Below are 26,226 nucleotides of genomic sequence, written 5' to 3'. Positions count from 1 at the left end.
CAGTCGGGCCACTCATACAAAGAACGTCAATCTGCGTATCGGGTCACAAATTCCGGGTTGCCGCGCAAGGTGTTGCTGACGGTGCAGATTTCATTCTCTGCCGCCTCGGCAATGGCATGCCGCGTCGCTTCGTCAAAATCGCCCTTGATGTCGAAGACAATCTCGAATTTCCCGATGCGTGACGGTTCATCATGCGCCTTTTCGCCGGTCACCTTGGCGCTGACTTCGGTCAAACGGTCGAGCACGCCAAAGCGGCTGGCGGCAATGCGGGCACTCAAGACCAGGCAGCTCGCGAGCGAGGCATAAAGCAGGTCGAGCGGTCCGTAGCCCGGCTGCGATGGCCCGGTGACAATATCGAGTTCACCGCCGGTGACCGAAGTCACGTGCGGAAAACCGGTTCTGCCCACCGTGGCCGTGGCGCCTGTTTCCCGCGTCCTTACCTTCACGTCTGCCATTCGATTCGCCTTCTCCAATGTTCACGTACCGGGGTCAGCCATCGTGCAGAAGTCCCGGTCCGGTCGCCATGCCGTGGGCCACGCGTGGCCCACGGCTCTGATATGTCCGCGCTCAGTCGCTGACGCAAGTGAGCCCGCGCAGGAATCAGTTCTTCTTGACGAGGCGGTAGAAGACGAAGTCGGAGGTGGCGCCGTTGACGTAGCCTTCGACCTTGTCCTTCATTGCAACCTGGGTTGCGGCCTGGAACATGATCACGATCGGCGACTTCTCCTGCACCTTGCGCTGCAGGTCGACATAGAGCGCCGAACGCTTGGCCGGATCGGCTTCCTTCAACGCAGCCTTCGTCTCTTCGTTGAGTTCGGCCGGAACCGCCCAGCCGTTACGCCACGTGGTCGTCGACTGATACTTGTCGTCCGCGTTGTCTTCGTTATAGGCGAAGGCCTTGGCGTTCGAATGCGGGTCCATGAAATCAGGGCCCCAATAGAGCAGCATGGCTTCATGGGTGCGAGCGCGGTACTTGGTGATGACCTGGCTGCCGGTTCCCGGAATGATGTCGAAGGTGATGCCGGCTTCGGCAAACGAAGCCTGCAGCGACTGCGCCATATCGGTGAACGGCGTCGAGTTGATGACGTCGAGCGTGACCTTGATCGGCGTCTGGATGCCGGCGTCGGCGAGGATCTTCTTCGCCTTTTCGACGTCGTAGGTGTACGGCGTCTCATCGAGCGAGCCCGGGAAGCCCTTCGGCCAGAAGGCCTGGTGGATGTCCATCTGCCCCTTCAGGAAGCTGTCGGTCATGCCCTTGTAGTCGACGAGGTAGCGGGCAGCTTCCCAGACGGCTGGCGGCTGCAGGGCTGCGGCCTTCTGGTTGAACGACAGGAAGTGGACGGCCGCCTGCGGATAGGATTCGACCTTCATGCCGCCCTTGGCGGCAACGCTTGCCATCTGATCCGGCGTCAGGTTCTTCGCCATGTCGACGTCGCCGGTCTCAAGCATCAGCTGCTGCGTGGCGGCTTCTGCGACGTGGCGGATGATCACGCCCTTGATCGCCGGAGCGCCGGCGAAATAGTTCGGGTTGCTCTGCAGGTTCAGGAGTTCGCCAGCGCGGAACGCCTTCAGCACGAACGGACCGGAACCGGCCGAATTCGCCTTGAGCCAGGCATTGCCGTAGTCACCATCGGCTTCGTTCGCCTTGACCGCTTCCGCGTCAACGACTGAGGCCGGGCGGGCGGCGAGAACGTTGAGCACGAAGGCCGACGAGAAGTCGCCTTCATACTTGATCGTGACCTTGTTGCCGTCAGCGGTCACCATCTTGTCGATGTTCTCAGGCGTCCAGCCGAGCTGCGTCAGGATGAAGGCCGGTGCCTTGTTGAGCACGACGACGCGCTTGAACGAGTAGACGACGTCTTCGCCGCGCAGCGGGTTGCCGGAAGAGAAGGTGACGCCATCGCGCAGGGTGAAGGTGATCGTCTTTGCCGCATCGTCTGCGGTCCATTCGCTGGCAAGACCAGGAGAAAGCTTCAGAACGTCAGGCGCATCATACTGCACCAGACGGTCATAGGTCTGCGTCACATATTCGCCGGACGAAAACTCATAGGCTTCGGCCGGATCGATGCTGACGATATCGTCGATGTTCTGGGCAACCACCAGCACTTCGGCAGGGGTCTCCGCCAAAGCTGCCGGAGACACGCTCAGCATAAGGGACGCCGCGAAAACCGCGACCTTGAACATTCTCATCATTGCTCTCCTATTTTCGATGAGGTTTGGTTTTTGTTGTCGTCGCCGGCTTGGGGACTGCCTGAGGCATGCCGGTCTCGTTGGGCAAGGATGTGCGGGATCGGAACAGTGGCAGCGTGCCAGTCCAGATCAGCCGAACGGGTCCATCCGTCTTGTTCCACCAATAGTGTGGCTGGATGCCCCGAAAGTGCAGGCCGTCGCCGGGGGTAAGCGTGGTCTCGTCATCATCGAGACCGAACAGGATTTCACCCGCGAGCACGTAGACCAGCTCCTCACCCTCATGGCTGAACACTTCCGAGCGGTGCCCGGCGGGGATGGTGATGACGAAGCTGGAGAGCTGGTTTCCGGCAAAATCCGCACCGATCCGTTCATAGGACACGGGCGAGCCACCGACGGAAAAGATCATGCGTTCACTGGCACGCGACAGACCGGTGTCGATCGCCGGCGCCAGGATGAAGTGATTGAGTTCGGCGTTCAGCCCTTGCGCGATCTGCGCAAGCGTGCCGAGCGAGGGCATGGCGAGGTCGCGCTCGATCTGGCTGAGATAGCCGACCGAGACGCCGGCCGCATCGCTAAGCGCCTGCAGCGTCATATGCATCTGCCGCCGCCGCGCACGCACCAGCGCACCGATCCGCGGCTGACCCGCAGTCGCGGCTCTGCCGGATGCGGTCTCTGCATCCTCCGATGGCACGGTCACGATGGATTCTCCTCCCCAGTAAAATTTTTTTGATTTAAGCAAACTTATTTATATACTCCAAGCGAATTCTTGCGCTATCGACAGCCGCGACCGCAAGCGAACGAGGGATGGAATCGCCACGTGGCAGACAACAATACGACTACAGCGCCCGCGCCGACGCGCCGCGCGGGGCTACAAAGCCCGGGCAGACGGCGCCTTTTTTCGGCTCTGGGCTTTCTCGTCACGCTTGGCGTGACCTTCATCGGCCTGCTGGCAATCACCTTCTTCATCGGCCGCATCGTGCCGATCGATCCAGTACTGGCCGTCGTCGGCGACCGCGCACCCGTCGCCGTCTATGAGCGTGTCCGCGAGGAGATGGGGCTTGATCGGCCGCTGGCCGCCCAGTTCGTCAGCTATGTCGGCGACGTGGTAACCGGCAATTTCGGCACGGCGGTTTCCACAGGCAAACCCGTGATTGAGGACCTTGCTCGGGTCTTCCCGGCAACGCTGGAGATGGCAACGCTCGGCATCCTTCTCGGCGTTTTGATCGGCGTCCCTCTCGGCGTAATCGCCGCAAGCCGCCGCGGCTCATGGCTCGATCAGTGCATCCGCGTCGTCGGCCTGCTCGGTTACTCCGTACCGGCCTTCTGGCTCGGCCTTGTCGGGCTTGCGGTCTTCTACGCGAAGCTGAAATGGGTCGGCGGTCCCGGCCGTGTCGACATCTTCTATGACGGCGTCGTCACCCCGGTCACCGGCCTTATCCTCGTCGACAGCGTCATTGCCGGCGACTGGGAGATCTTCCGCAACGCGGTCTGGCACCTCATCCTGCCGGCCTCCTGCCTCGGCTTCTTCTCGCTTGCCTATATCGCCCGCATGACGCGGTCCTTCATGCTCGACCAGCTGAGCCAGGAATATGTGACCACGGCTCGGGTCAAGGGCGTTCCGGAACGGCTTGTCATCTGGCGCCATGCCTTCCGCCCGATCCGCGTGCCGCTGATCACCGTCATCGGCCTTTCCTATGCCGGCCTGCTCGAAGGCTCCGTTATGATCGAGACGATCTTTTCGTGGCCCGGCATCGGCAACTACCTGACCGTCGCCCTGCTCAACGCCGACATGGCGGCCGTCCTCGGTTCGACCCTGGTGATCGGCGCGGTCTTCATCGGCATCAACAAGATATCGGACGTGCTCTATCGCGTGCTCGATCCACGTGCGCGCTAGGGAGAAGCGAACATGACAACACTTCGCGACTGGCTGATCGACGACAGCCCCGCCTCGCCGATGCAGGCGCGCCTCGGCCGGTTCTTCCGGATTTTCGGCGCGCTGATGCACAACCCGCTCGCAGTGGTCGGCGCGATCATCATCCTGGTGCTCGTGTTGACCGCGCTGTTTGCGCCCTGGATCGCCACGCATGATCCGCTGCGCCAGGCGCTCGGCGAACGGCTGCTGCCGCCAAGTGCGGCGCACTGGATGGGAACCGATGAACTCGGCCGCGATATCTGGTCGCGCGTCGTTTACGGTGCGCGCATCACGCTGGCGATTGTCACCCTGGTTGCTGTGCTCGCGGCTCCCGCCGGCCTGGTGATCGGCGTTGCCGCCGGCTATTTCGGCGGATGGGTCGACCGCATCCTCATGGGCATCACCGACATTTTCCTGTCGCTGCCCAAGCTGATCCTGGCGCTTGCCTTTGTCGCAGCACTTGGCCCCGGCATCGAAAACGCGATCATCGCCATCGCCATTACCTCCTGGCCCGGCTACGCCCGCGTCGCCCGCGCCGAGACGATGACGTTCAAGAACTCTGAGTTCATCTCGGCCGTGCGCCTGCTCGGCGCATCGAGCCTCAGAGTCAATCTCGGTCACGTGCTGCCGCTCTGCACCTCGTCGATGATCGTGCGCGTCACGCTCGATATGGCGGGCATCATCCTGACGGCTGCCGGCCTCGGCTTCATAGGGCTTGGCGCGCAGCCGCCGCTTCCCGAATGGGGCGCGATGATCTCGCGCGGCCGTTCCTTCATTCTCGACCAGTGGTGGGTGGCAACCATGCCGGGCTTTGCGATCATTCTCGTCAGCCTCGGCTTCTGTTTCCTCGGTGACGGCCTGCGCGACGTCCTCGATCCGAAGAGCGGGGAGCAACGCTGATGAACCCGCTTCTCGAAATCGAAAACCTGCGCGTCACCTTCCCGACGCCACGCGGCGACCTTGAAGTCGTGCGAGGCCTCTCGTTCACCCTCGGCCGCGAACGACTGGGAATCGTCGGCGAAAGCGGTTCCGGCAAGTCGATGACCGGCCGCTCGATCCTGAAACTGGTGCGCGCACCGGGCCGGGTCACGGCCGACAAGCTGACCTTCGACGGCATCGACCTCCTGACGCGCTCCGAACGGCAGATGCGCCCGATCCGCGGCGCCCGTATTTCGATGGTGATGCAGGATCCGAAGTTCTCGCTGAACCCAGTCATGACGATCGGCGAGCAGATCGCCGAGGCGCTTTTGACGCATCAGCGCCTGCCGCGCCGCGAGGTGAACAACCGCGTCCTGACCATGCTGGAATCGGTGCGCATCGCCGATCCGGAACGCGTTGCCAAGCTCTACCCGCATGAAGTGTCCGGCGGCATGGGTCAGCGCGTGATGATCGCGATGATGCTGATCCCGGAGCCGGACCTGCTGATCGCCGACGAGCCGACCTCCGCACTCGACGTCTCGGTGCAGGCCCAGGTGCTCGACATCATCGATGAGCTGGTCAAGCGCAAGGGTATGGGCCTGATCTTCATCAGCCACGACCTCAATCTTGTTTCGAGCTACTGCGACCGCATTCTGGTGATGAACACCGGTGAAGTGGTTGAAGAGTGCAAGGCGGGTGAGTTGATGAACGCCAAGCATCCCTATACGCGCGGCCTCATCGCCTCCATCCCGCGTCTCGACGAAACCCGGACCGAGCTTCCCGTGCTCGACCGCAGCGCATGGGCCAAGAAATGACGGCGCTTTCCCTCAAGAACCTCGATATCTTCTACGGCGAAGCGCATATCACGCACGACGTCAACCTCGAGATTGCCGATGGCGAAAGCTTCGCCCTCGTTGGTGAAAGTGGCTCCGGCAAGTCGACCGTGCTGAAGGCGATCGCAGGCCTGGCGCCTGAGTGGACCGGTGAGATCAACGTTTTCGGCAAGCCGCGCAGCCATGGCATCGACCGTGCCTTCTCCCGTCAGTGTCAGATGGTGTTCCAGGACCCCTACGGCTCGCTGCATCCGCGCAAGACCGTCGACGCCACGCTCGGCGAAGCGCTGACGATTCACGGCATCGGCGATCGCAGCGCCCGCATCGAAGAGGTAATGTCTTCCGTCGGGCTCGACCGGAAATTCCGTTTCCGCTTTCCGCACCAACTCTCGGGCGGCCAGCGCCAGCGTGTCGCCATCGCGCGCGCGCTGATGCTGAAGCCGAAGGTGCTGTTGCTCGACGAACCGACCTCGGCGCTCGACGTCTCGGTGCAGGCGGAGATTCTGAACCTGCTGAAGCGATTGCGGCAGGAACAGAACCTGACTTTCCTGATGGTCACCCACAACCTGCCGGTCGTTTCCTTCCTCTGCGATCGGCTGGCTGTCATGCGGCAGGGCCGCATCGTCGAGGTGGCCGACGTTGCCGACCTCAAGCGTGGCGACCTCAAGGCCCCCTATTCGCGCGAACTGATGCACATCAGCGCAGCGCACGCGAATTAATCAACATCCCAAGGACATATGATGAACAGTGAACAGATCGCTGCCGCGTTGGCTGAATTCGACGCGGCGATTGCAAGGGAAACCGACGCGGATGCCATCTTGGGCGCGCTTCAGACGCTTTGCCGCCATGTGATCGGTGCCAAGCTCTTCACGACGATGACTGTCGATATGGTCAACGAAGTTGCCCGTCGTGCCTACACGTCGCACCCGGAAGAATACCCGACCTCCGGCACCAAGCCGATCCGCTATGACAGCTGGTTCGACATCGTGCACAAGGAGCATAAGACCTTCGTGGCCAACACCATTGTCGATATCTCCAAGGTGTTCGGCGATCACGAGACGATCTGGGCGCTCGGCTGCGGCTCGGTGGTCAACATCCCGGTCGTCGTCGGCGGCGTGCTGCTCGGAACTGTCAACTGCCTCGACGTCGAGCAGCATTACACGCCTGAGCGCGTTGCCCTGTCGAAGCACCTGGAACTGCCTGCCAAGCTGGCGTTTCTTGCCGCTGCCGGGGCGGCCAAGAGCTGATTTATCGAGGCCGGGGGCATCGATCGCCTCCGGTCTCGACCTTTGTGTCAACGACCGATCGCCATCCCGGTCTGCTTCAGGAAGAAATGCATTTTCTGCGCCTCGATCGGCACTTCGATCGTATCGTCCGGCCTGACCGGTGACGCCGCATGTATCTGTCCAGTGAAGGTCGCTTGTCCCACCCTTCCGAGCGCCAGCGTATGGGGACCCAGCGGCTCGATATCGCGCACCTGTAGCGTCAGCCTTGGCGCATCGGCTTCCGACGACATCGTATGCTCCGGGCGAATGCCGAGCACGACGGCCTGACCGACAAAAGCGTCCAGTTTTCTGGCGCGCGTTTCCGGGATCTTGACCGCGACACCGCCATCCGCCCTGAACCACAGCCCGCCGTCACCGCGTTCGAGCAATCCTTCGACGAAATTCATGCTCGGCGCACCGATGAATGCGGCGACGAACAGATTGCTCGGCGCCTCGTAGAGCGTGATCGGATCGGCCGCCTGCTCGATGCGTCCCTGGTTCATGACGACAACGCGGTCCGCCATCGTCATGGCCTCGACCTGATCGTGGGTGACGTAGACCGCTGTGGTCTGAAGCCTGCGGTGTAACAGTTTGATTTCCGTGCGCATTTCAATGCGCAGTTTGGCGTCGAGGTTCGACAGCGGCTCATCGAACAGGAAGACATCCGGCTGGCGGACAATCGCGCGGCCGATGGCGACACGCTGGCGCTGGCCACCGGACAGAGCGCTCGGCTTGCGGTTGAGGTAAGCGCCCAGGTTGAGAATGCGGGCCGCCTCCGCGACCGACTTTTCGATTTCGGCCTTGGACGTGCCCCGCACCTTCATGCCGTAACCGATATTCTCCGCCACCGTCATATGCGGATAGAGCGCGTAGTTCTGGAACACCATCGAGCAGTTGCGCAGGCCCGGGCGCAAATCGGTGACATCACGTTCACCGATCCGGACCGTGCCCGAAGAAGCCGTCTCAAGGCCCGCAATCATGCGCAGGGTGGTCGTCTTGCCGCAACCGGATGGCCCGACGAGCACGACGAACTCCCGGTCGGCAATTTCAAGATCGAGCGGCGGGATAACAGTGACGCTACCGAAGGACTTGGTGATTTGCTCCAACCGGACCTGGGACATGCTGACGCCTTTTCTCATGACGGTAGCCGGCGCGAAAGCGGCCGGGATGCTGCATAATTCCGCAAATCGACATCGATTTGAGCAATTATCCAGCTGGTTTCAAGCGCTGCAGCGCCTCGAGCGCGTCATAGCTGACGCATTGCGCTGTCGTGTATCTGCGGCCAGTGTGACCCGGCCGCAGGGACCGCGAAGCTCGCCCCGATCGTTTCGAGGCGAGCACTCGGTCATCTCACTTCTGTGGCAGGCCCATCGATGCGCGATAGGCAGCGAGCTGCTTGTCGCGACCGAACTCCTCCGTCAGCTGGTTCCACTGCTCAGCGACGCTGTCGAGCGCCTGTTGCGGCGTAACTTCTCCGGCAAGCGCCTTGGAGAGTTCGATCTCGAGCACTTCAGTGTAGGAGAAGTAGCCCGGCAGGCGCATGTCGAGGGCGATGTTCTTCGCGGTGACCGCATCCTTCTGCGCCCCCAGATACTCCTTGGCTTCACGCTCGGAGAAGATCTTCGACCAGAGGTCGAGATTGGTCGTGTGCGAGATGCGATAGGGATTGACGCCTGTGCCACCGGTGATCGCCGCCTGGCCGGAAACGGCAGGGCTCGACAGATACTGGATGTAGTTCCAGGCTGCTTCCTGCTTGGTCGACGATGCGGGCACCGCCGCCTGCCAGCCACCGAAGGCCATGAACGAGGTCTGGACGACGTGATCGAACTTGTCCCACTTCTTGGTCTTGTAGTTCCAGATCTCGTCCGATCCCGGCAATGGTGCAGAGCCGACACTGCCTGCAACCTTCGACTGCTTCGGATCGGCGCCGATAACGCCGGTATCGCCCCAGCCGATCGATTCCGCCACCTGGCCGCCGGCAAAGGCGGCATTCACTTCACCAAAGGAGAAGTTGAGTGCGTTCGGCGGCGCAAGTTTCGACGCGCGAATGTACTCCTCGAGGCCACGAACCCAGCCCGGATTGTTGACCTGTGCATCCATCGTGTCCGGATCGAAGAACATGCCACCCGGATTGTCGGGATGGCTGGTGTAGCCGGCGACATGACTGAACAGGAACCAGAACTGCTGACCGCCGCGACGGAAGGCTTCCGCCGTGCCCCACAGGTTGTTGGTCGGCTGGTTGAAGTACTCGGCAATGTCGAGATACTGCTTCCAGGTCTTCGGCGGCGCGAGATCGTAGCCGTACTTGTCCTTGAAGGCCTTCTGGTTGTCGGCGTTTTCGAACAGGTCGATGCGGTAGCTGTAGGTATGGGCGTCACCGTCCATCGTCTGCGACAGGATCTTGCCGTTCCAGACCATCAACTGCTCGCGATAGACCGGTGCGATATCCTCCCAGTCGGCGCCCTTCTGCATGCCAGCCGGCATTTCCGACAGGAAATCGGTAAAGTCCGGCGCCCAGGCCGGCGCAAAGGCGATGACGTCGAAGGCATCTTCACCCGATGTCAAGGACGTGACGATCTTCGGGTAGAGTTCCGACCACGGAAACTCGACGACCTTCACCTTGCCGCAGGTCTTTTCCTCCCACCCCTTGGCCGCAAGTTGCAGCGCGGACGCGATATAGGGCCCGGTCTGCGTGGTCGCCGTCAGTTCGACGCCGGAATAGTCGGGGTCGCATGCGAGTGCCGTGCCGGTGCTTGCCATGGCAAGAACACCCAGCGACGCTGATGTCAGTAGCAGTTTCCTCATTCTTTCCTCCCTTGAATGAATTGTTGCCGAAAAACAGGTCGTTATTTGATCGCCCCCAGCAGCAGACCGGAGCGCATGAGCCGACTGAGAAGCACGGCCATGACCATCATCGGAATGATCGCCACCAGCGCGGCGGCGGAGATTGCCCACCATTCGTCGCCGCGCTGGCTGTTCTGGCCGGCAACGAGGATCGGCAGCGTCTGCCATCTCGAATTGGTCAGGAACAGCGCGAAAAGGAACTCGTTCCACACGAAGGCAAGCGTGATCATGAATGTCGCGATCAACCCCGGCTTCGACATCGGCAGCACGATGCCGAAGAAGATGCGCCATGTGGGCACGTTGTCGACCATGGCGGCCTCTTCGACCTCGACCGGCAACGCCTCGAAGAAGTCGCGCATCAACCAGATGACGATCGGTAGCGAGAAGGCGATGTAGGCAAAGGTCAGGCCGATGTAGCTGTCGACCAGCTTGAAGCCGAGCTTGCCCATCTCGGTGTACATCAAGTAGAGCGCGAAGGCGGCCACGATCGGCGGGAACATGCGCTGGCTCACGAACCAGAAGACGATGTCGTTGTTGCCGAGCTCAGGCCCCGGTAACCGGAAGCGGCTGGAGAGCACCGCCAGTGCCAGGGCGGCGATAAAGGCATAGATCAGCGATATCCCCTGCCCGAAGCCGAGCACATTGCGACCGAGCAGGAAGCCGCCGAAGGCGATGACGACGAAGATAAGGGCCGACAGCAGCCGGAAGCGGAAGGTGAAGCGGACCAGCGCATAGGCCGCCATCGCACCGATGCCCGTCGCGAGAACCGATGCCGAAAGGCCGATGATCGTCGAGGCCAGGAACGTGTTGAAGAACTGGCCCCGCTGGCCGGACAAAAGCTCGCGCCATGCCGTCAGGCTCGGCTCGAAATCGACGAAAGGCAGGTAGGTCGGGCCGCCGACCACGGCGATCGGTGTCTTGAACGATGTGATCAGGACCCAATAGAGCGGAAAGAACGTGATGGCGAGCCAGACAAGGCAGCCGCCAAGCGCGATCCATCGCCGTTTTCCCTTGAGAGTGCGCACGCTCATTTGTGCTTCTCCAGATACGGCTTGAGGATGGCGAGATAGACGAGGCCGATCACCGTGATGACGATCAGGAACAGGAACGACAATGCGGAGGTGTAGCCGAGATTGAACTTCTTGAAGCCCTCCTGATAGGCAAAGAGCGTCAGCGTCTCGGTCGAGATCCCAGGTCCACCGCCCGTCATCACGAAGACGGTATCGATAATCTTGTAGCTTTCGATCAGCCGGATGAAGACGACGGCGACGGAGATCGGCAGCAGCATCGGAAAGGTAATGTCGCGGAACTGTTGCCAGGGCGTGGCATTCTCCAACGCGGCCGCCTCGTAGACATCATCTGGCAGTGTCTGCAACCCGGCCAGCAGCATCAGAATGACAAACGGTGTCCATTGCCAGACTTCGACGGCGATGATCGAGCCGAGCGCCCAGCTCGTCTGCGTCAGGAACGGCAGATTGGGAAAGCCCAGAGCGCTCATCAGTTCGTTGAGCGGACCCATTGTCGGGTTAAGCACCTGTCGGGCAATCAGCGCCACGGCGACGGGCGCAACCAGCATCGGCAGGAGAAAGCTGACGCGAAAGAGGCCCTCGCCCGGCACCCGGGAATTGAGCGCAAGCGCCACGGAAAGGCCGATCACATATTGCAAACCGACGGAGATGAAGGCGATCAGCGTCGTCGTTCCGGCCACGTGCCAGAAGCGTGGATTCTGCAAAAGATCCGCATAATTGCCGAAGCCGACGAAACGCGCCGGCATTGGCGGCACCAGACGCATGCTCATGAAGCTTGTGGTCAGCGAATAGATCAACGGAAAGATGGAAATCACCAGAACGATGATCAGGGCCGGCCAGATGAAGAAGTGCTTGATCGGATCGTTGCGCGTCGTCATGCGGCCGCCCCTTGCGCAAGGAGAGCCTCGATCTCCGCAAGCGTCGGCATGGCAGGAGCCGTGCCGCGACGGGTGACCGAGATCCCGGCGGTCGCACAGCCGAACCGCGCGGCATCCGCTGGCGCAAGCCCCCGCGCCAAGGCTGCTGAAAACCCGCCGACGAAAGCATCGCCCGCGCCGGTCGTGTCGATAACCGGGCCGCTTGCCATCGCCGGGACGAATACAGACTGGCTCTGATTGTGGAGAAGAACGCCTCTTTCGCCTAGCGTGATCAGCGCTGACTTTGCGCCCTTCTTCAGAAGCGCGTCACCCGCCCGCCGCGCGTCCTCTGCCGTGGCAAGAGAAAATCCCACCAGCGCCGCCGCTTCGGTCTCGTTCGGCACGATGTAATCGCAAAGCGGATAGATCGCATCCGGGAAGGGCTCTGCCGGCGCCGGGTTGAAGACGGTGACCACGCCTGCCGCATGTGCGATTTCCAATGCTCGCTGGGCGGCGGCCGCAGGCTGCTCAAGTTGCGTCACGAAGATGCGCGATGCTTCGATCGTATCCCGCGCTGCCTCGACATCGTCGATGCCGATCGAGCCGGCTGCACCGGGATAGACGATGATGGCGTTCTCGCCATTCTGATCGTTGACGTAGATGAAGGCCGCGCCGGTCGGCAGGTCGTCCATCTGGACGATCTTCGGAGTCACGCCCGCCTCGGCATAGGTGCGAAGCGCCATATCTCCAAAGGTATCGCGTCCGATTTTCGAGATGAAGGACACCGGACTGCCGGCACGTGCCGCCGCGACCGACTGGTTCGATCCCTTGCCGCCGGGCCCGACCGAGAAGCCGCTTCCGGTAATCGTTTCGCCGACAACCGGCATGCGCCGCGCCAGATAGGCCGTATCGGCCACGAAGATCCCGAGGATCGAAACACCAACCTTCATTCCTGCCTCCCCTGGTCACGCCGCTGCCAAAGGCGAAGCGGCGATCCAAGATAAATTTCACGCGTTCAAGATGTTATGACGACCAGCTCACAGAGCCGATGCGCAGGCTAACGTTTGTCAGCTAGGCATTTTCAGGCGGAATGACGCCCTTGGTGAAAAGGAAGCAGCCATAAAAGCGCGTCTCGCCGGTGGTAATGACGCAATAGGCCTTCTTGGCTTCTTCATAGAAGGCGAAGCGTTCGATGCCGTACATCGGCGCGGGTTTGCCCTCGGCACGATCGATTTCGGCCTGGACTTCCTGCTGCACGCCAGGAATTTCCGTCGGCGCACCCATGATCTCCATGCGGCCTGCCGATGGCTGCAGCGGCGTGTCGAGCGGAAGCACCGACAGAACCGCCTTCACGGCGCGCGCTGCAGAGACGTTGTCGATCCGCAAAAGTTTGCCGAGTGTGGTCTGCCTGGCAATCGCATCGGACGGGAAATTGGTATCGGAAATGACCAGCGTGTCACCGTGCCCCATGGAGCGAAGCGCGTGCAAAACTTCGGCGTTGAGTGCCGGGTCCAGATTCTTCAGCATAGACAACCCTCCTCCAGACGCCGGCTCGCATGCTTTCGAGTGGCGCGAAACTCGGTGACGCGCTGTCGGCGCCACCTCTCCCAAATCTACCCTTGCAATGTTGCAGTCGCTGCATTCCCGGGCCGGCTCCCCCCCGCCCCGGGATCTGGATTCCTTACTCGCCGTAAGGGATCCAGATGTTCTTCACGTCCGTCGCGCGGCGCAGATAGGCATGCCCTTCTGCTGCGAAGCGATCGAACCAATCGGTCGCCTTGCCATAGTCGACGAAAGTCCGCTTCAAATTGCCAGCCGAAAGCTTCTCGACCACGGTGGAAAGCTCCTGCGTGCCGAAGGCCCAGAGCGCATCGACGTCGTTGTGGCTTGCCAGCGTCTTTGCCAGTTCCATCGCCGAACCGGTGACGATGTTGACGACACCTGCCGGAACGTCGGACGTTTCGAGGATTGAATAGAAGTCGGTGGCTGCCAGCGGATGCTGTTCGCTCGGTACCGCGACGACGCGGTTGCCGGTGGCAATCAACGGCGCCACCAGGCTGATGAAGCCGAGCAGCGGCGCTTCCGTCGGGCAGATGACGCCGACGACGCCGATCGATTCGGGCATCGCGAGTGCGACGCCGCGCAACGGCGGCTGATGGACCACGCCTTCGTACTTGTCAGCCCAGGCGCCGTAGCTGAAAAGCCTGGATATCGACGCCTCGACCTCGGCCTTCGCACCGGCTGCCGATACGCCGGTCATCGCGGAAATGCGGTTGGCAAACTCATCGGCCCGGCCGCTAAGGTTCTCGGCGATGTAGTAGAGGATCTGCGCCCGATTGTGCGATGTCGCCGACGTCCAGCCGGAAGCCGCATGCGCAGCAACCACGGCGTTGCGGATATCCTTGCGGTTGCCCTCTCCCACTTCACCGATAACCTTGCCCTTGGGCGAAAGCACGGCACGCGAATAGTTGCCGTCAGGGCGCGCTTGCTTGCCGCCGATGAAAAGCTTCGCCGTGCGATCGAGCGACGGAGCCGAGAAATCGCCGGTGGCCTGCTTCAAGACCGGTTCTGCTGGCGCTGCGCGCAGCTTGCGACCCGCCCACGCCTTGGGCTTCAGATACTCGTAGCAGCCTTCGCGGCCGCCCTCGCGGCCGAAGCCGGATTCGCGCTTGCCGCCGAAACCAGCCGCAGCATCGAACAGATTGGTGGCATTCACCCAGACGACGCCCGCCGCGAGCTTGGCAGCGACGTTGAGCGCCAGACCGATCGTCTCGCTCCACACACTTGCCGCCAGACCGTAGCGGGAATGATTGGCGAGCTGGATCGCCTCCTCCGGGGTACGGAAGGTCATCGCCACGGCGACGGGACCAAAGATCTCCTCCGTCGCGACAATCGACGTCGGCTGCACATTGGTGAGCAAGGTCGGCGGGTAGAAGCTGCCGCCCTTGGGCAGCTCGATCTTCGGCTGGTGGAGCTTGGCGCCTTCGGCCACGCCCTTGGCGACCAGGCTCTCGATGCGCTGCAATTGAACCGGCGCGACGATCGCCGCCATGTCGATTGCCTTGTCGAGCGGATGGCCAACGCGCAGGCTCTGCATGCGCCGCGTCAGGCGTTCGTAGAAGAGAGGTGCAACACCTTCCTGCACCAGCAGCCGCGAGCCGGCGCAGCAGACCTGGCCCTGGTTGAACCAGATCGCATCGACCACGCCTTCAACGGCGCCATCGATGTCGGCATCGTCAAAGACGATGAACGGCGACTTGCCGCCGAGTTCGAGCGTCAGCGACTTGCCGGTGCCAGCCGTCTTTTCGCGGATCAGGCGGCCGACTTCGGTCGAGCCGGTAAAGGCGATCTTGTCGATGTCGGAATGCTCGACGATCAGCGCACCGGTTTCGCCTTCGCCGGTCACGACGTTCAGCACGCCCGCCGGCAGGCCGGCGGCAGCGGCGAGTTCTGCGAAAAGCAGAGCCGTCAGCGGCGTGAACTCGGCAGGCTTGAGGATGACGGTGTTGCCCAACGCCAAGGCCGGGGCGACTTTCCAGGCAAGCATCAGGAACGGGAAATTCCACGGGATGACCTGGCCGACGACACCGACCGGCACCTGGTCAGCAAACTCAGTTTCCTGCAGCTGTGCCCAGCCGGCATGGTGATAGAAGTGACGCGCGGCCAGCGGAACGTCGATATCACGCGTTTCGCGGATCGGCTTGCCGTTGTCGATCGCCTCGACCACCGCGATCAGGCGCGCATGGCGCTGGATCGTGCGAGCAAGGGCATAGAGGTGGCGGGCGCGGGCATGGCCCGGCAACTTGGCCCAGGAGCCTTGCGCCTTTCGGGCAGCAGCGACGGCGTCATCCACGTCCTTGGCACTGCCAAGCGCCACCTTCGCCAACAGCGCACCGGTCGCGGGCTCGAAGGTCTCGAACGTCTTGCCGGACGACGGCGCGACAAAAGCACCGTTGATGAAGTGGCCGAACTCGCCCTTGTGACGCGCCAGCCATTGGCGGGCCTCGGTGTCGGCTTCCGGTGCGGGACCATAGGACATTTCGTCAAAATACCTTGCGACGGTCATCGGGATCATCCAATCGGGTGTCGGTTGAGGGCCGAGTAGGCGCCGGTCACGTGATGCTCGAGCTGGCGCTCGATGTCGCCGAGCAGGCTCGATGCACCGATGCGGAACAGATCCGGCTCCAGCCACTCGCGACCGAGTTCGTCCTTCATCAGGAATTGGTAGTTCAGGATATCCTTGGCGGCGGAAATGCCGCCCGCAGGCTTGTACCCAACCTTGATGCCGGTGCGTTCCTGATAGGCGCGGATCATGCGCAACATCACCAGCGTCACCAAAAGGGTGGCGTTGACGCCCTCCTTGCCGGTCGAGGTCTTGATGAAATCGGCGCCTGCCATCATGCAGACGAGCGAGGCACGCGCCACGTTGCGCAGCGTTTTGAGATCGCCGGTCGCCAGGATCGCCTTGACATGCGCATCGCCGCAGGCGGCGCGGAAATCCCGCATCTCGTCATAGAGCGCCTGCCAGTTGCCGGTCAGGACATGTTCGCGGGTGATGACGATATCGATTTCCTTGGCGCCATCGGCAACCGAAGCCTCGATCTCGCGGAGCTTGACGTCGTGCGGAATGAGGCCTGCGGGAAAGCCGGTGGAAACGGCAGCAACCGGAATGCCCGAACCTTCAAGCGCCTCGACTGCGGTCGAAACGAAACGGTGGTAGACGCAGACGGCGCCGGTCGTGATGTCGCGATTGCCCATGCCAAGCGCATCGAGAATGTCCTGGCGCACCGGCTGGCGCGCCTTGGCGCAGAGTCGCTTGACGCGCTCCGCCGTATCGTCGCCGTTGAGCGTCGTCAGATCGATGCAGGTTACGGCCTTCAAAAGCCATGCGGCCTGCGCGTCCTTCTTCACGGTCCGGCGACCTGGCAGCGTCGCCACGCGCCGCTCGGCGGCCGACAGATTGACGCGCTGGTCGACCACCCAACCGAGATCGAGCTCCGTGCCGTCGTTGCGCGGCCAGTTGTGGCCGGAAGCCACAGGCGCCACGGTTTTCGCGGCCACATTCTTCACAGCAAGGTCTTCCAAGCGATTGCTCCTCGAACTCCCTGACATCGCAGCACGATACCACGGCTGTTATCCGCGTCGGCGGCGATTCTCATTTTGTTATTTTTCTATCGTATTTTTGTTAGCATTCCATCAGATGTGGAATGTGTCAAGCGCCACGATCGCGTTTCGATGGAATCCTACCATTTTCCTGGCGAAGCGTCAGATCGCCGGAAAGACTGCGTCGCCGTCTTCGGTGATCACCGAGCGAAAGACGTTCATCGGCGCAAAGAACGCCGGTTTCAGCTTGCCGATCTTGCTCAGGTCGACAACGAGATGGCTTTCGCGCGCAAGCGAGATCACCTTCTGCTTCACCGCCACCTCGTGAAAATGCACACAGGTTGCGCCACGCCCCGGGTCTACCCCCGCAGCCGAAAGAAATGCGACATTGATCCCGAGTGAATCGAGCGTTTCGAGCCCCGAATTTCCCGAAAACGACGCCGAGGCCGGATGATAAACACCACCGAGCATGACGATGCGCACATTGGGCTTCCGCGTCAGCCTATCCGCGACATTGAGCGAGTAACATACTGCAGTGATTGAATAATTATCCGGAATGAGATCGACGAGATATTCGAGAGTCGTACCGCAATCGATGAAGATGGTTTCGTCCGGACGGATGTGTTGGGCTGCATGGACACAGGCTTCGCGCTTTGCCGCTGCATGACTGTCGGCTTCGCGCGCCAACTCATACGGCATATCGCCATCCATCTCGCCCGCCGGCACGATGTGGCCGCCGAGGAAAGTGAATTGCCCCGGATTGTCGGCGACGTCCCGCCGAACGGTCATCTCGGAGACCCCGAGTAAGGCTGCGGCATCGCGCAGATGAAGAACGCGACGGCCCGACAGCGCGTCGGCGAGTTGAATGATGCGGGATGTCTTGCGGCTGGCCATGATCGTTCCGTGTGTCCGGTCGTCCGAGCCAATGCATTGTATGCTGAAAGGGTCGAACAATATTTGTGACAATTATCACAAATGGTCGCTATTAGGCAAGTAACTTCACACGACCCGGCGAAAGCGGACGACGGAGGTCGCATCGCAAGCCTCCGTCGTCCATATCTTCAAATTTAGAACGCAAAGGGCGGCAGATCCATTGCCCGCCGCCGCAACTCGTCCGGCTAATTGCCGATCGGTGCTGTCCTTGCAGCCAGCCAGGCAGCCGTGGCGGGATCGAGCACCCCTTGCAGGGTCTTGGCAACGCGCCAATGATAGGCGTCGATCCACTGCCTTTCGGTTTCGCTCATGAGCTTGATATCTGCGAGCCGGAGATCGATCGGCACCAGCGTCAGGCTGCGAAAGCTCATGAAACCGTCGCCATCGTCGATCACTTCCACCTGATTCTCGATTCGGATGCCGTATTCTCCGGCCTTGTAGTAGCCGGGCTCGATGGTCGTCACCATGCCCGGCCGCAATTCAACCTCGTTGACGCGGCGGTCGAAGCGTTGGGGCTGCTCATGCACCGACAGGAAATGACCAACGCCGTGACCGGTGCCGTGATCGTAGTCCAGTCCGAGATCCCAAAGCGGACGGCGTGCAAAGGCGTCGAGTTGATGGCCGTAGGTGCCTTTCGGAAATTTGAGCGAGACCATGGAAATCAGCCCCTTGAGGACTGCGGTATAGGCGCGGCGGATGTCATCACGGACAGGCCCGATCGCTGTCGTGCGCGTCGCATCCGTGGTTCCGGTGAAGTACTGCCCCCCGGAATCGAGCAGATAGATGCCATGAGAGGTGATCGGCGCATCGCTCTTCGTGGTCGCCGCATAATGGCACATGGCAGCGTGGCCACCGGCAGCCGAGATCGAGCGGAAGCTCGGCTCGACGAAGGTTGCCTCCATCCGGCGGAAGGCGAGGATGCGATCCTCCGCCTCCAGTTCGGTTATCGGCCGCCCTTCCTCCTCCCGTGCGGACGCGTTGGCCTCCAGCCAGGCGAAGAACCTGATCCACGCGGCGCCATCATGGCGATGGCAATCGCGAAAGCCCTGGAGTTCAACGGGGTTCTTCAGCATCTTGGCGAGGGTGATCGGGCTGCGCAAAAGGCGGACGTTGCCGCCGGCCTCGCGTGTCGCATGGGCAACCGCCGATGGAGCAAAGCCGGGATCGACGAGCGCCACCCGCCCGGCGGTCGCCGTACGAACCCTGTCGAGCAACAGGTCAGGCTCGGACATCGCAACACCTTCGAGCTCGAAGTCCGTGAGATCGTTCGGCAGCTTGCGGTGATCGACCAGCCATTCGACCCGGCCCTCCCTGTCGGCGATCATGAAGGACTGCGGCATCGGGTTGAATGCCACATCCCGGCCGCGAACATTCAGGAACCAGGCGATATTGTCGGGCTGCGCCTCGATCAGGACATCGGCGCCCTGCTCCGCCAACATCTGGCCGATGCGGCGCTTCTTGTCGGCGACGCTTTCGCCGGCATACTCACGCGACAGCGCGATCACATTGCCAAGCGGCCATTCAGGCTGGTCCGACCAGATCGCGTCGACGAGATCGTCGGTCACGGCAACCCATTCGGCACCGGCAACAGCAACGGATTGACCGCAATCGATGTCCCAGGTGGGCGGCAACAGCATGGAATTGAAACCGACGCGTTCGCCCTTGCGCAGGTTCTTCCGCAGCCAGTCCTTCAGCGGTGCATCGTAGAAATGCTCGATGGCGAAGCAGTCGACGTCGATCTCTTCGCGCACCTGCACCTGATAGCGACCATCGACAAAGATGGCGGCCTGGTCGCGCATGACAATTGCGACGCCGGCCGATCCGGTGAAGCCGGTCACGAAGGCGAGCCTGTTGTCATGGGGCGCACAATATTCGCCCTGATGTTCGTCGAACCGGGGGATGACGTAGCCGTCGAGCCCCTGCTCGTCGAGTTTGCGCCGCAGGGCCGCGATCCGGCTGGAGGCGCTCGGCGTGTCTTTCGATGTCATATGGTCTTTTCCTATTCGATAATGGTCTTCACGCGCCGCCGATCGTCTCGGCGAAGTGACAGGCAGTCATGCCGTGGCCAACCGGCCGCAGCGCCGGCTTTTCCTTGCGGCAACGCTCCGCGGCATGCGGGCAGCGGACGTGGAAAGGGCAGCCAGGCGGAATGTCGAGCGGGCTCGGCAATTCGCCGGAGAGCGCCGGCGCCCTGCGTCGCGCCGTCGGATCGAGCGAAGGGGCTGCGGCCAACAACGCTTGCGAATAGGGGTGCATCGGCCTGGAAAAGAGCGCCTCCGACGGGCCGATCTCGACGATAGCACCGAGATAGATCACCGCGACACGATGGGAGACGTGGCGCACCAGCCTGAGGTCATGGGCAACGAACAGCACCGTCAGCCCTAGACTGTCCTGCAGCTCCAGCAGCAGGTTGACGACCTGCGCCTGGACGGAAACGTCGAGCGCTGACACCAGCTCGTCGGCGACAAGGCAGGTCGGCTCCAGCGAAAGCGCCCGCGCGATACCGATACGCTGTCGCTGGCCGCCGGAGAACTCGTGCGGATACTTGTCCGCGGCGCCGTCAGGCAACCGCACCAGATCGAGCAGCTCGTCAACGCGGCGATCGATGCCGGCGCCCTCGCGCATGCGATGGACCGTGATTGCCTCCCGCAGCGTGTCGCGCACCGTCATGCGCGGATTGAGCGACGTATAGGGATCCTGGAACATCATCTGGACGCGCTTGTTGTAGCCGCGTCGCCTTGCGCCCTTGAGGTCGATGACACTTTCGCCTTCGAAGCGGATATCGCCCGACGTCGGCCGGTTGAGGCCGGCTATGCAGCGCGCGAGCGTCGACTTGCCGCAACCGGACTCACCGACAATCCCCAGCGTTTCGGCCGGCATTACGTCGAGGTCGACGCCGTTCAGGGCCGAGACGACCTGACGCGGCCGGCCGGCCAACGTGTCCGACAGCGAGCGGCGCTTTTCAAAGCGCATGAAGAGATCGCGGATCGAAAGCAGCGGTGTGGCCGCCTGATGGATTGATTGGCTCATTGCGCCGCCTCCCGCGCGCTGAAATGAATGAGGGCTTGCTCGCGGTGATGGCAGGCGACCTGACGGTTTTGCCCGGCAGCGCCGAGGTGCGGCCGGACATCGCGGCATTCCGGCCCGGCGACGGGACAGCGCGCCGTAAATGCGCAACCGGCCGGCAAGGCGTTGAGCGACGGCGGCGCACCAGGGATCGAATAGAGCGGCGTGCGCGGCGCAACGTCGCGCGGGATCGAGCGCAGAAGCCCGAGCGAATAGGGATGCCGGGCATCACCGATGACGTCGGCCGTCGGTCCCGTCTCGCAGAGACGGCCTCCATACATCACCGCCACCCGGTCGCAGGTCTCCGCCACCACGCCCATGTCGTGGGTAACCAGGATCACCGCCATGCCGAGGTCGCGGCTAAGCGCCTGGATAAGCCGCAGGATCTGGTCCTGTATGGTCACATCGAGCGCTGTCGTCGGCTCGTCGGCGAGCAGCAGTTGCGGGTTGGAGGCAAGGGCAATCGCGATCATCACCCGTTGCCGCATGCCGCCGGAAAACTCGTGCGGATAATCACCGAGCCGATCGCGCGCCGCAGGAATGCCGACCATGTCGAGCAGCTCGACAGCACGTGCCTTCCTTGCTTTCGCATCCAGATCCGTATGGGCGGCAAGGTTCTCCGATATCTGCAAACCAACGGTCAGGAGCGGGTTCAGCGACGACATCGGCTCCTGAAAGATCATCGCGATCTCGCGTCCGCGCACCCGTCGCAGCGCCGCCTCGTCGAGCGGCACCAGGTCCCTGCCCTTCCAGAGAATTTCGCCTTTGACACGCCCCCTTGGCCTGACGATGCCGAGGATCGAGCGCAAAGTGATGCTCTTGCCCGAACCGGATTCGCCGACGAGCCCGAGGATCTCGCCTGCCTTCACTTGAAACGACACATCGTCGACGGCAACCAGCGGGCGCTCCGCCAGGCCGAACTCGGTGCTTAGCCGCCTGACGTCCAGAACCGCTTCTTTCTCAATCTGGCTCATGTCAGCGGCCTTTCGGTCGAAGCAAATCGGCAAGCGCATCGCCGACGAGGCTGAAGCCGAGGCCGGTGAGCACAATGGCAATGCCGGGCATCAGGCTCATCCACCACGCCGTCAGCAGGAAGTTGCGCCCTTCGGCAATCAACACGCCCCATTCGGCAGCCGGCGGCTGCGCGCCGAGGCCGAGATAGCCGAGCGACGAGCCGAGGAGGATGGCAAGTGCCATGTCCGTCATCCAGTAGACGATGATCGGCGAGATCGCGTTGGGAAGGAGGTGCCGGAAGATGATGCGCCGGTCGGAATAGCCGAGCACGCGGCCGGCTGCGGCATAGTCGTTGGATTTCTGCGCCATGATCTCGGCCCGGGTCAGACGGGCATAGTAGACCCAGTTCACCGCCGTGATCGCCACATACATATTGACGAGGCCAGGCCCGAGCACCGCCACGATGGCGATGACCAGCACCAGGAAGGGAAAAGTGATGATCGCATCGACACAGCGGCCGAAGATGGTGTCAGCGATACCGCCGTAATAGCCAACGAAGGCCCCAACCGTGACCCCGATCAGCAACGCGAAGATCGTGGCGAAGAAGGCCATCTGCATGTCGACGCGATAGGCCCAGATGACGCGCGAAAGCACGTCGCGGCCGAAATTGTCGGTGCCGAAGGGATGGGCAAGGCTCGGCCCCTGCTGGATGGCACTGAGGTCGAAGGCAAGCGGATCATAGGGAGCCAGCAACTGCGGGAACAGCGCCAGCGCGATCGACAACGCGAGGATGGCGAAACCGATGACGAAGGACGGCCGCGAGAAGGCCCGGCCGATGAAGGCATTGACGCGGCTCGCCTTGCGGCTGGGAGATTGCAGGACGATGCTCATGATTGGCGAAGCCTCGGATCGAGCCAGGACTGCACGATATCCGTCAGCAGGAAGACGACGGAGACGAGCACGGCGAAAGTCAGCGTCAGCCCCTGGATCAGCGGATAGTCGCGCGCGAAAATCGCCTCCAGCATCAGCCGTCCGACGCCCGGAACGGCAAAGACGGTCTCGGTGACCAGCGTTCCGCTCATCAGGTTGCCGATGGAAAGGCCGAGCAGCGTCACGGTCGAGACCAGGGCGTTGCGCAGCACATGCCGCGTCATGACGATGCGCCGTGAAAGTCCCTTGGCACGGGCGAACTGAACGTAGTCGGCATCGAGCACCTCGATCAGCGAGGCCCTGAGATTGCGCAGGATGATCGCCGAGGTGTAGAGCGCGACGCTGAGCGCCGGCAGCATCAGATGGTGAAGATTGTCGAGGAAACTCGTCCCGTAACCGCCGACCGGAAACCAGCGCAGCTGGGCTGCCAGCACCGTCAGCAGCACGAGGCCAATGTAAAAAACCGGCATCGACAGCCCCACCTGGAAGACGCTGCGGATGGTAACGTCAAGGGCGCTGTTGACCCGTGCGGCGGCAAGAAACGCCAGCGGACCCGCAAGGCAGATCGCTAACAGCACCGAATACAGCGCCAGGAAGATCGTGGTCGGCAACCGTGTGAGGATGATCTCCGTGACCGGTGCCTTCAGCATGATCGAACGGCCGAGATCGCCGGTCAGCGTGTTCTTGACGAAAACCAGAAACTGGATCGGTAGCGGCTGGTCTAGACCGAGGTTGTGGCGGATTTGCTCGAGCTGCGCGTCCGTTGCCTTGGCCTCGGCCATGGCAATGGCCGGATCCCCGGGCAGCAAGCGAACAAGCAGGAAAATGAAGATCATGACCAGAAGAAAGGTCGGGATAATCTGCAGCAACCGAGCCATTAGGTAGGAAAGCGAGGGCATGGATTGAACCTTGTGAACGATGTCGGCCGGCCTTCACCGCCCGACATCCTGAATTCAGGCAGTCGTCACTTGGCCCGCCAGGCCTCGGAGAAGTCATTCGCACCGAGAGGCGTCTGCACATAGCCTTCGACCGACTTCGAGACTGCGACAGCGAAGGGCGTTTCGAACAGGAAGAGCAGCGGCGCGCCGTCCGCATAGATCTCCTGCATCTTCTTGTATTCGTCCTTACGCTTGGCCGGATCGACCTCAACGTTGGACTTCTCGAACAGCGCGTTGAACGCTTCGTTGTTCCAGCCGGTGCCAACGGCCTGACGCTGCTTGTAGTAACCGAGCCAGCCGGTCACCTGCGCCGGATCGTTGACGTCGTTCGCCCAACCATAGGTATGGATATCGAAGTCGCCGGACCGGTTCTTCTCGCCGCGGGTGGGATTGTCGACCTGCTCGACCTTGAGGTTGACGCCGAGCGGCGACCACATCTGCTGGAGAGCGGTGAACAGCGTCGCATCATCGGCGCTGCCGGCAAGCGTGGTAAACGTCACCTCGAAGCCGCCGCCAAGACCGGCCTCCTCAAGCAATTGCTTGGCCTTTTCCGGATTGTAGGGGTAGAGCGGCTCCGGGCCATAGTGAAGCTGGGTGGCGGCCGACATGAGCGACGTCATCGGCTTGCCGGTGTCGAAGGTGACGAGCTTGATCAGCACATTCTTGTCGGTGGCGTAGTTCAGCGCCTGGCGCACCTTGGCGTCGGCAAGCGGGTTCTTGGAGCCGTCCTTACGGGTCTCGCGCGTATTGATCGGCGCATAGACGATGCGGGTCGACGGGAAGAGTTCCATCTTCAGCGCCGGATCGGCACCGAGCTCACCCACACGGGCGAAGGGAATGAATTCCGCCGCATCGACTTCGCCGGCCTGAAGCTTGAGAATGCGGGTGGCATCGTCAGGAATGATGACGAAATCGACCTGGTCAAGATAGGGCAGCGGCTTGCCGTCCGTGCCGGGGCGCCAGTAATTGGGATTGCGCTCGAAGGTCATGCTTGAGCCCTGCACCCGGCTCTTCATGGTGAAGGGGCCCGAGGTCACCGGGCCTGCCTCGAAGAAGGCGCGCGCCTTTTCCTGATCGTTGGCGCCAGCCGCCTTCTCGAAGGCCGCCTTGGGCATGATGCCGGTGTTGAACGTTGCAAGAATAGAGACGATGGTCGGGTCCGGGTTCTTGAGCGTCAGCGTCACCTGGTTGCCATCGGCGGAAACCTTGTCGACGGCACCAAGCAGGCCGGCCCAGGGGCCAAGCTCGGGATTGCGGGCCCGGTCGAGCGAGAAGACCACATCGGCGCCCGTCAAAGCAGAGCCGTCGGAGAATTTTAGTCCATCGCGCAGCTTGAGCTTGATCGAAAGCCCGTCTGCGGCAACGTCGTAGCCCTCAGCCAATCCGGGCACGATCGAGCCGTCAGGGCCGTTGCGCAGCAGAGTTTCGTAGAGACCGGCAACCATCCAGAGATCAGGATTGCGATCGGCGTAGACCGGGTCGATGACGGTGGAATCGTCGTAGCGCGCAAAGGTCATGGCGCCGCCACGCTCGATGGCGAGCGCCGATGTGGCCGCAGCGAGCCCAAGTGCGGCACCCAGTAAGATCGGCAACAAACGTTTCATCTCTCACTCCTCCTGTTTGATCGCCCGGCCATTGCCGGAACATGCCTCCGGCTAATTGGATATTGGATCCAATTTTTTCGAACGTTTTTCTTTGCGTCCGGATTGTCGCGAAGGCATTCTTGTTGTTCCCCTTTATAAGCCGGCCAGCAGCGGAGCTTGCATAGTCGACTTTAGTCGGACTAAAGTACAACAACAGACGCGAGTCAAGCGGAAAGAAAATCATGCCTCTCGATACCGATGAGGTGCCAGTAGCAGATGCTGGCGCCCCTATTACCGACATGCCCGCGGCCGCAACGATCGGCCAGATGCTGCGGGCCCGCCGCAAGGAAATCGGCAAGACGATGAAACAGGTCGCGCGCGAAGCCGGGCTGACCGAGGGCTTCATCAGCCAGATCGAACGCGGCATTTCCACACCGTCGCTGATCTCGCTCTACAATGTCGCCAATGCGCTCGGCACCAGCGTCGACACGTTCCTGTCGCAGCCGCCGCAGCACGCCCATTCCATGGTGTCGCATGCCGGCGAACGCCGCGGCTACAATGTCGAGACGAAGGAGCGGGTCTATGAGCTGCTTGAACGCGGCTTTCCGGGCGCGCAGCTTAACGGCTGCATAACCCATATGCCGGTCGGCTACGCGTCCGAACTGACCAGCCACGAAGGCGAGGATTTCCTCTATCTGATCGAGGGGGAAATGCTCTACGAGATCGACGGCAAGGAATATGTGTTGAAGGCTGGCGACACCCTCCACTTCCCCTCATCGTTGCCGCATCGCGCCCGCAACATCGGCGCGGGGCCGGCCCGCGAACTCTGGGTCGGCACCACGCGCATCATTGCTGAATAGACGTCAGCTGGC

The 26,226-nt window shown here is 62.0% G+C and carries 24 protein-coding genes; 6 read left to right on the top strand and 18 right to left on the bottom strand.

Annotation, left to right across the window (positions count from 1 at the left end; genetic code table 11):
• Positions 1 to 26 precede the first annotated feature (26 nt).
• The 3 genes from AC1Q80_RS26225 to AC1Q80_RS26215 all read right to left on the bottom strand — a co-directional run bounded on the left by AC1Q80_RS26225 (position 27) and on the right by AC1Q80_RS26215 (position 2,887).
• Entirely contained in the window at positions 27 to 455 is a 429-nt protein-coding gene (locus AC1Q80_RS26225; RefSeq protein ID WP_173423022.1) for an OsmC family protein, read from the bottom strand.
• A 145-nt stretch (positions 456 to 600) separates the two neighbouring features.
• The gene (locus tag AC1Q80_RS26220) at positions 601 to 2,190 is read right to left on the bottom strand and encodes an ABC transporter substrate-binding protein (RefSeq protein ID WP_173423023.1); all 1,590 of its coding nucleotides are present in this window, start codon (positions 2,188 to 2,190) and stop codon (positions 601 to 603) included.
• A gap of 10 nt (positions 2,191 to 2,200) precedes the next feature.
• Positions 2,201 to 2,887 carry a helix-turn-helix domain-containing protein gene (locus tag AC1Q80_RS26215; protein WP_492362319.1) on the bottom strand — a complete coding sequence of 229 codons (687 nt, stop codon included), beginning with the start codon at positions 2,885 to 2,887 and terminating at the stop codon, positions 2,201 to 2,203.
• 120 nt (positions 2,888 to 3,007) lie between these two features.
• Between AC1Q80_RS26215 and AC1Q80_RS26210 the strand changes: the two genes are divergently transcribed.
• The 5 genes from AC1Q80_RS26210 to AC1Q80_RS26190 are packed head-to-tail and all read left to right on the top strand — an operon-like array spanning position 3,008 to position 7,100.
• On the top strand, positions 3,008 to 4,084 hold the full coding sequence (locus tag AC1Q80_RS26210; RefSeq protein ID WP_492362318.1) for an ABC transporter permease: 1,077 nt from the start codon (positions 3,008 to 3,010) through the stop codon (positions 4,082 to 4,084).
• A 12-nt stretch (positions 4,085 to 4,096) separates the two neighbouring features.
• Complete coding sequence (locus AC1Q80_RS26205; RefSeq protein ID WP_492362317.1) at positions 4,097 to 5,002, top strand: ABC transporter permease; 906 nt, start codon at positions 4,097 to 4,099, stop codon at positions 5,000 to 5,002.
• Positions 5,002 to 5,835, top strand: a complete 834-nt coding sequence (locus tag AC1Q80_RS26200; RefSeq protein ID WP_077501842.1) for an ABC transporter ATP-binding protein — start codon at positions 5,002 to 5,004, stop codon at positions 5,833 to 5,835. Before AC1Q80_RS26205 ends, AC1Q80_RS26200 begins: the two co-directional genes overlap by 1 nt.
• Positions 5,832 to 6,572: an ABC transporter ATP-binding protein gene (locus AC1Q80_RS26195; protein WP_492362316.1), complete on the top strand. Its 741-nt coding sequence runs from the start codon at positions 5,832 to 5,834 to the stop codon at positions 6,570 to 6,572. Before AC1Q80_RS26200 ends, AC1Q80_RS26195 begins: the two co-directional genes overlap by 4 nt.
• An 18-nt stretch (positions 6,573 to 6,590) precedes the next feature.
• Positions 6,591 to 7,100, top strand: a complete 510-nt coding sequence (locus AC1Q80_RS26190) for a GAF domain-containing protein (RefSeq protein WP_492362315.1) — start codon at positions 6,591 to 6,593, stop codon at positions 7,098 to 7,100.
• A gap of 47 nt (positions 7,101 to 7,147) precedes the next feature.
• Here the strand turns inward: AC1Q80_RS26190 and AC1Q80_RS26185 are convergent, their stop codons facing one another.
• From AC1Q80_RS26185 to AC1Q80_RS26115, 15 genes are all read right to left on the bottom strand, one after another.
• Complete coding sequence (locus tag AC1Q80_RS26185; RefSeq protein WP_492362314.1) at positions 7,148 to 8,239, bottom strand: ABC transporter ATP-binding protein; 1,092 nt, start codon at positions 8,237 to 8,239, stop codon at positions 7,148 to 7,150.
• 229 nt (positions 8,240 to 8,468) lie between these two features.
• Entirely contained in the window at positions 8,469 to 9,923 is a 1,455-nt protein-coding gene (locus AC1Q80_RS26180; RefSeq protein WP_492362313.1) for an ABC transporter substrate-binding protein, read from the bottom strand.
• A 41-nt stretch (positions 9,924 to 9,964) separates the two neighbouring features.
• Positions 9,965 to 10,993 carry a carbohydrate ABC transporter permease gene (locus AC1Q80_RS26175; protein WP_209789991.1) on the bottom strand — a complete coding sequence of 343 codons (1,029 nt, stop codon included), beginning with the start codon at positions 10,991 to 10,993 and terminating at the stop codon, positions 9,965 to 9,967.
• Positions 10,990 to 11,868 (bottom strand): carbohydrate ABC transporter permease, encoded by an 879-nt coding sequence (locus AC1Q80_RS26170; protein ID WP_492362312.1) that lies wholly within the window; start codon positions 11,866 to 11,868, stop codon positions 10,990 to 10,992. The genes AC1Q80_RS26175 and AC1Q80_RS26170 overlap by 4 nt, the downstream gene beginning before the upstream one ends.
• Positions 11,865 to 12,797 (bottom strand): ribokinase, encoded by a 933-nt coding sequence (gene rbsK / locus AC1Q80_RS26165; protein WP_492362311.1) that lies wholly within the window; start codon positions 12,795 to 12,797, stop codon positions 11,865 to 11,867. Before rbsK ends, AC1Q80_RS26170 begins: the two co-directional genes overlap by 4 nt.
• A gap of 121 nt (positions 12,798 to 12,918) precedes the next feature.
• Positions 12,919 to 13,374, bottom strand: a complete 456-nt coding sequence (locus AC1Q80_RS26160) for an RbsD/FucU family protein (protein WP_492362310.1) — start codon at positions 13,372 to 13,374, stop codon at positions 12,919 to 12,921.
• 154 nt (positions 13,375 to 13,528) lie between these two features.
• Positions 13,529 to 15,913, bottom strand: a complete 2,385-nt coding sequence (locus AC1Q80_RS26155) for an aldehyde dehydrogenase family protein (protein ID WP_492362309.1) — start codon at positions 15,911 to 15,913, stop codon at positions 13,529 to 13,531.
• Positions 15,914 to 15,918: 5 nt separating this feature from the next.
• The gene (gene deoC, locus AC1Q80_RS26150; protein WP_173423033.1) at positions 15,919 to 16,932 is read right to left on the bottom strand and encodes a deoxyribose-phosphate aldolase; all 1,014 of its coding nucleotides are present in this window, start codon (positions 16,930 to 16,932) and stop codon (positions 15,919 to 15,921) included.
• Positions 16,933 to 17,112: 180 nt separating this feature from the next.
• Entirely contained in the window at positions 17,113 to 17,844 is a 732-nt protein-coding gene (locus tag AC1Q80_RS26145) for a DeoR family transcriptional regulator (protein WP_209789994.1), read from the bottom strand.
• 224 nt (positions 17,845 to 18,068) lie between these two features.
• On the bottom strand, positions 18,069 to 19,871 hold the full coding sequence (locus AC1Q80_RS26140; protein ID WP_492362308.1) for an aminopeptidase P family protein: 1,803 nt from the start codon (positions 19,869 to 19,871) through the stop codon (positions 18,069 to 18,071).
• 28 nt (positions 19,872 to 19,899) lie between these two features.
• Positions 19,900 to 20,913: an ABC transporter ATP-binding protein gene (locus AC1Q80_RS26135; RefSeq protein WP_209789996.1), complete on the bottom strand. Its 1,014-nt coding sequence runs from the start codon at positions 20,911 to 20,913 to the stop codon at positions 19,900 to 19,902.
• Positions 20,910 to 21,923: an ABC transporter ATP-binding protein gene (locus AC1Q80_RS26130; RefSeq protein ID WP_492362307.1), complete on the bottom strand. Its 1,014-nt coding sequence runs from the start codon at positions 21,921 to 21,923 to the stop codon at positions 20,910 to 20,912. Before AC1Q80_RS26130 ends, AC1Q80_RS26135 begins: the two co-directional genes overlap by 4 nt.
• Before the next feature lies 1 nt (position 21,924).
• Positions 21,925 to 22,794 carry an ABC transporter permease gene (locus tag AC1Q80_RS26125; RefSeq protein WP_492362306.1) on the bottom strand — a complete coding sequence of 290 codons (870 nt, stop codon included), beginning with the start codon at positions 22,792 to 22,794 and terminating at the stop codon, positions 21,925 to 21,927.
• Positions 22,791 to 23,732, bottom strand: a complete 942-nt coding sequence (locus tag AC1Q80_RS26120; protein ID WP_492362305.1) for an ABC transporter permease — start codon at positions 23,730 to 23,732, stop codon at positions 22,791 to 22,793. Before AC1Q80_RS26120 ends, AC1Q80_RS26125 begins: the two co-directional genes overlap by 4 nt.
• Before the next feature lie 65 nt (positions 23,733 to 23,797).
• Positions 23,798 to 25,375, bottom strand: coding sequence for an ABC transporter substrate-binding protein (locus tag AC1Q80_RS26115; RefSeq protein WP_492362304.1), 1,578 nt, complete (start codon positions 25,373 to 25,375; stop codon positions 23,798 to 23,800).
• Positions 25,376 to 25,596: 221 nt separating this feature from the next.
• Here AC1Q80_RS26115 and AC1Q80_RS26110 point away from each other — a divergent pair, with 221 nt between their 5' ends.
• Positions 25,597 to 26,214, top strand: a complete 618-nt coding sequence (locus tag AC1Q80_RS26110; RefSeq protein ID WP_492362303.1) for a helix-turn-helix domain-containing protein — start codon at positions 25,597 to 25,599, stop codon at positions 26,212 to 26,214.
• Positions 26,215 to 26,226: the final 12 nt, after the last annotated feature.

Source organism: Ensifer sp. GW823-FHT05D09 (assembly GCF_058795755.1).
Note: the sequence above shows the minus strand (reverse complement) of the source record. Positions and strands in the feature narration are given on the sequence as shown.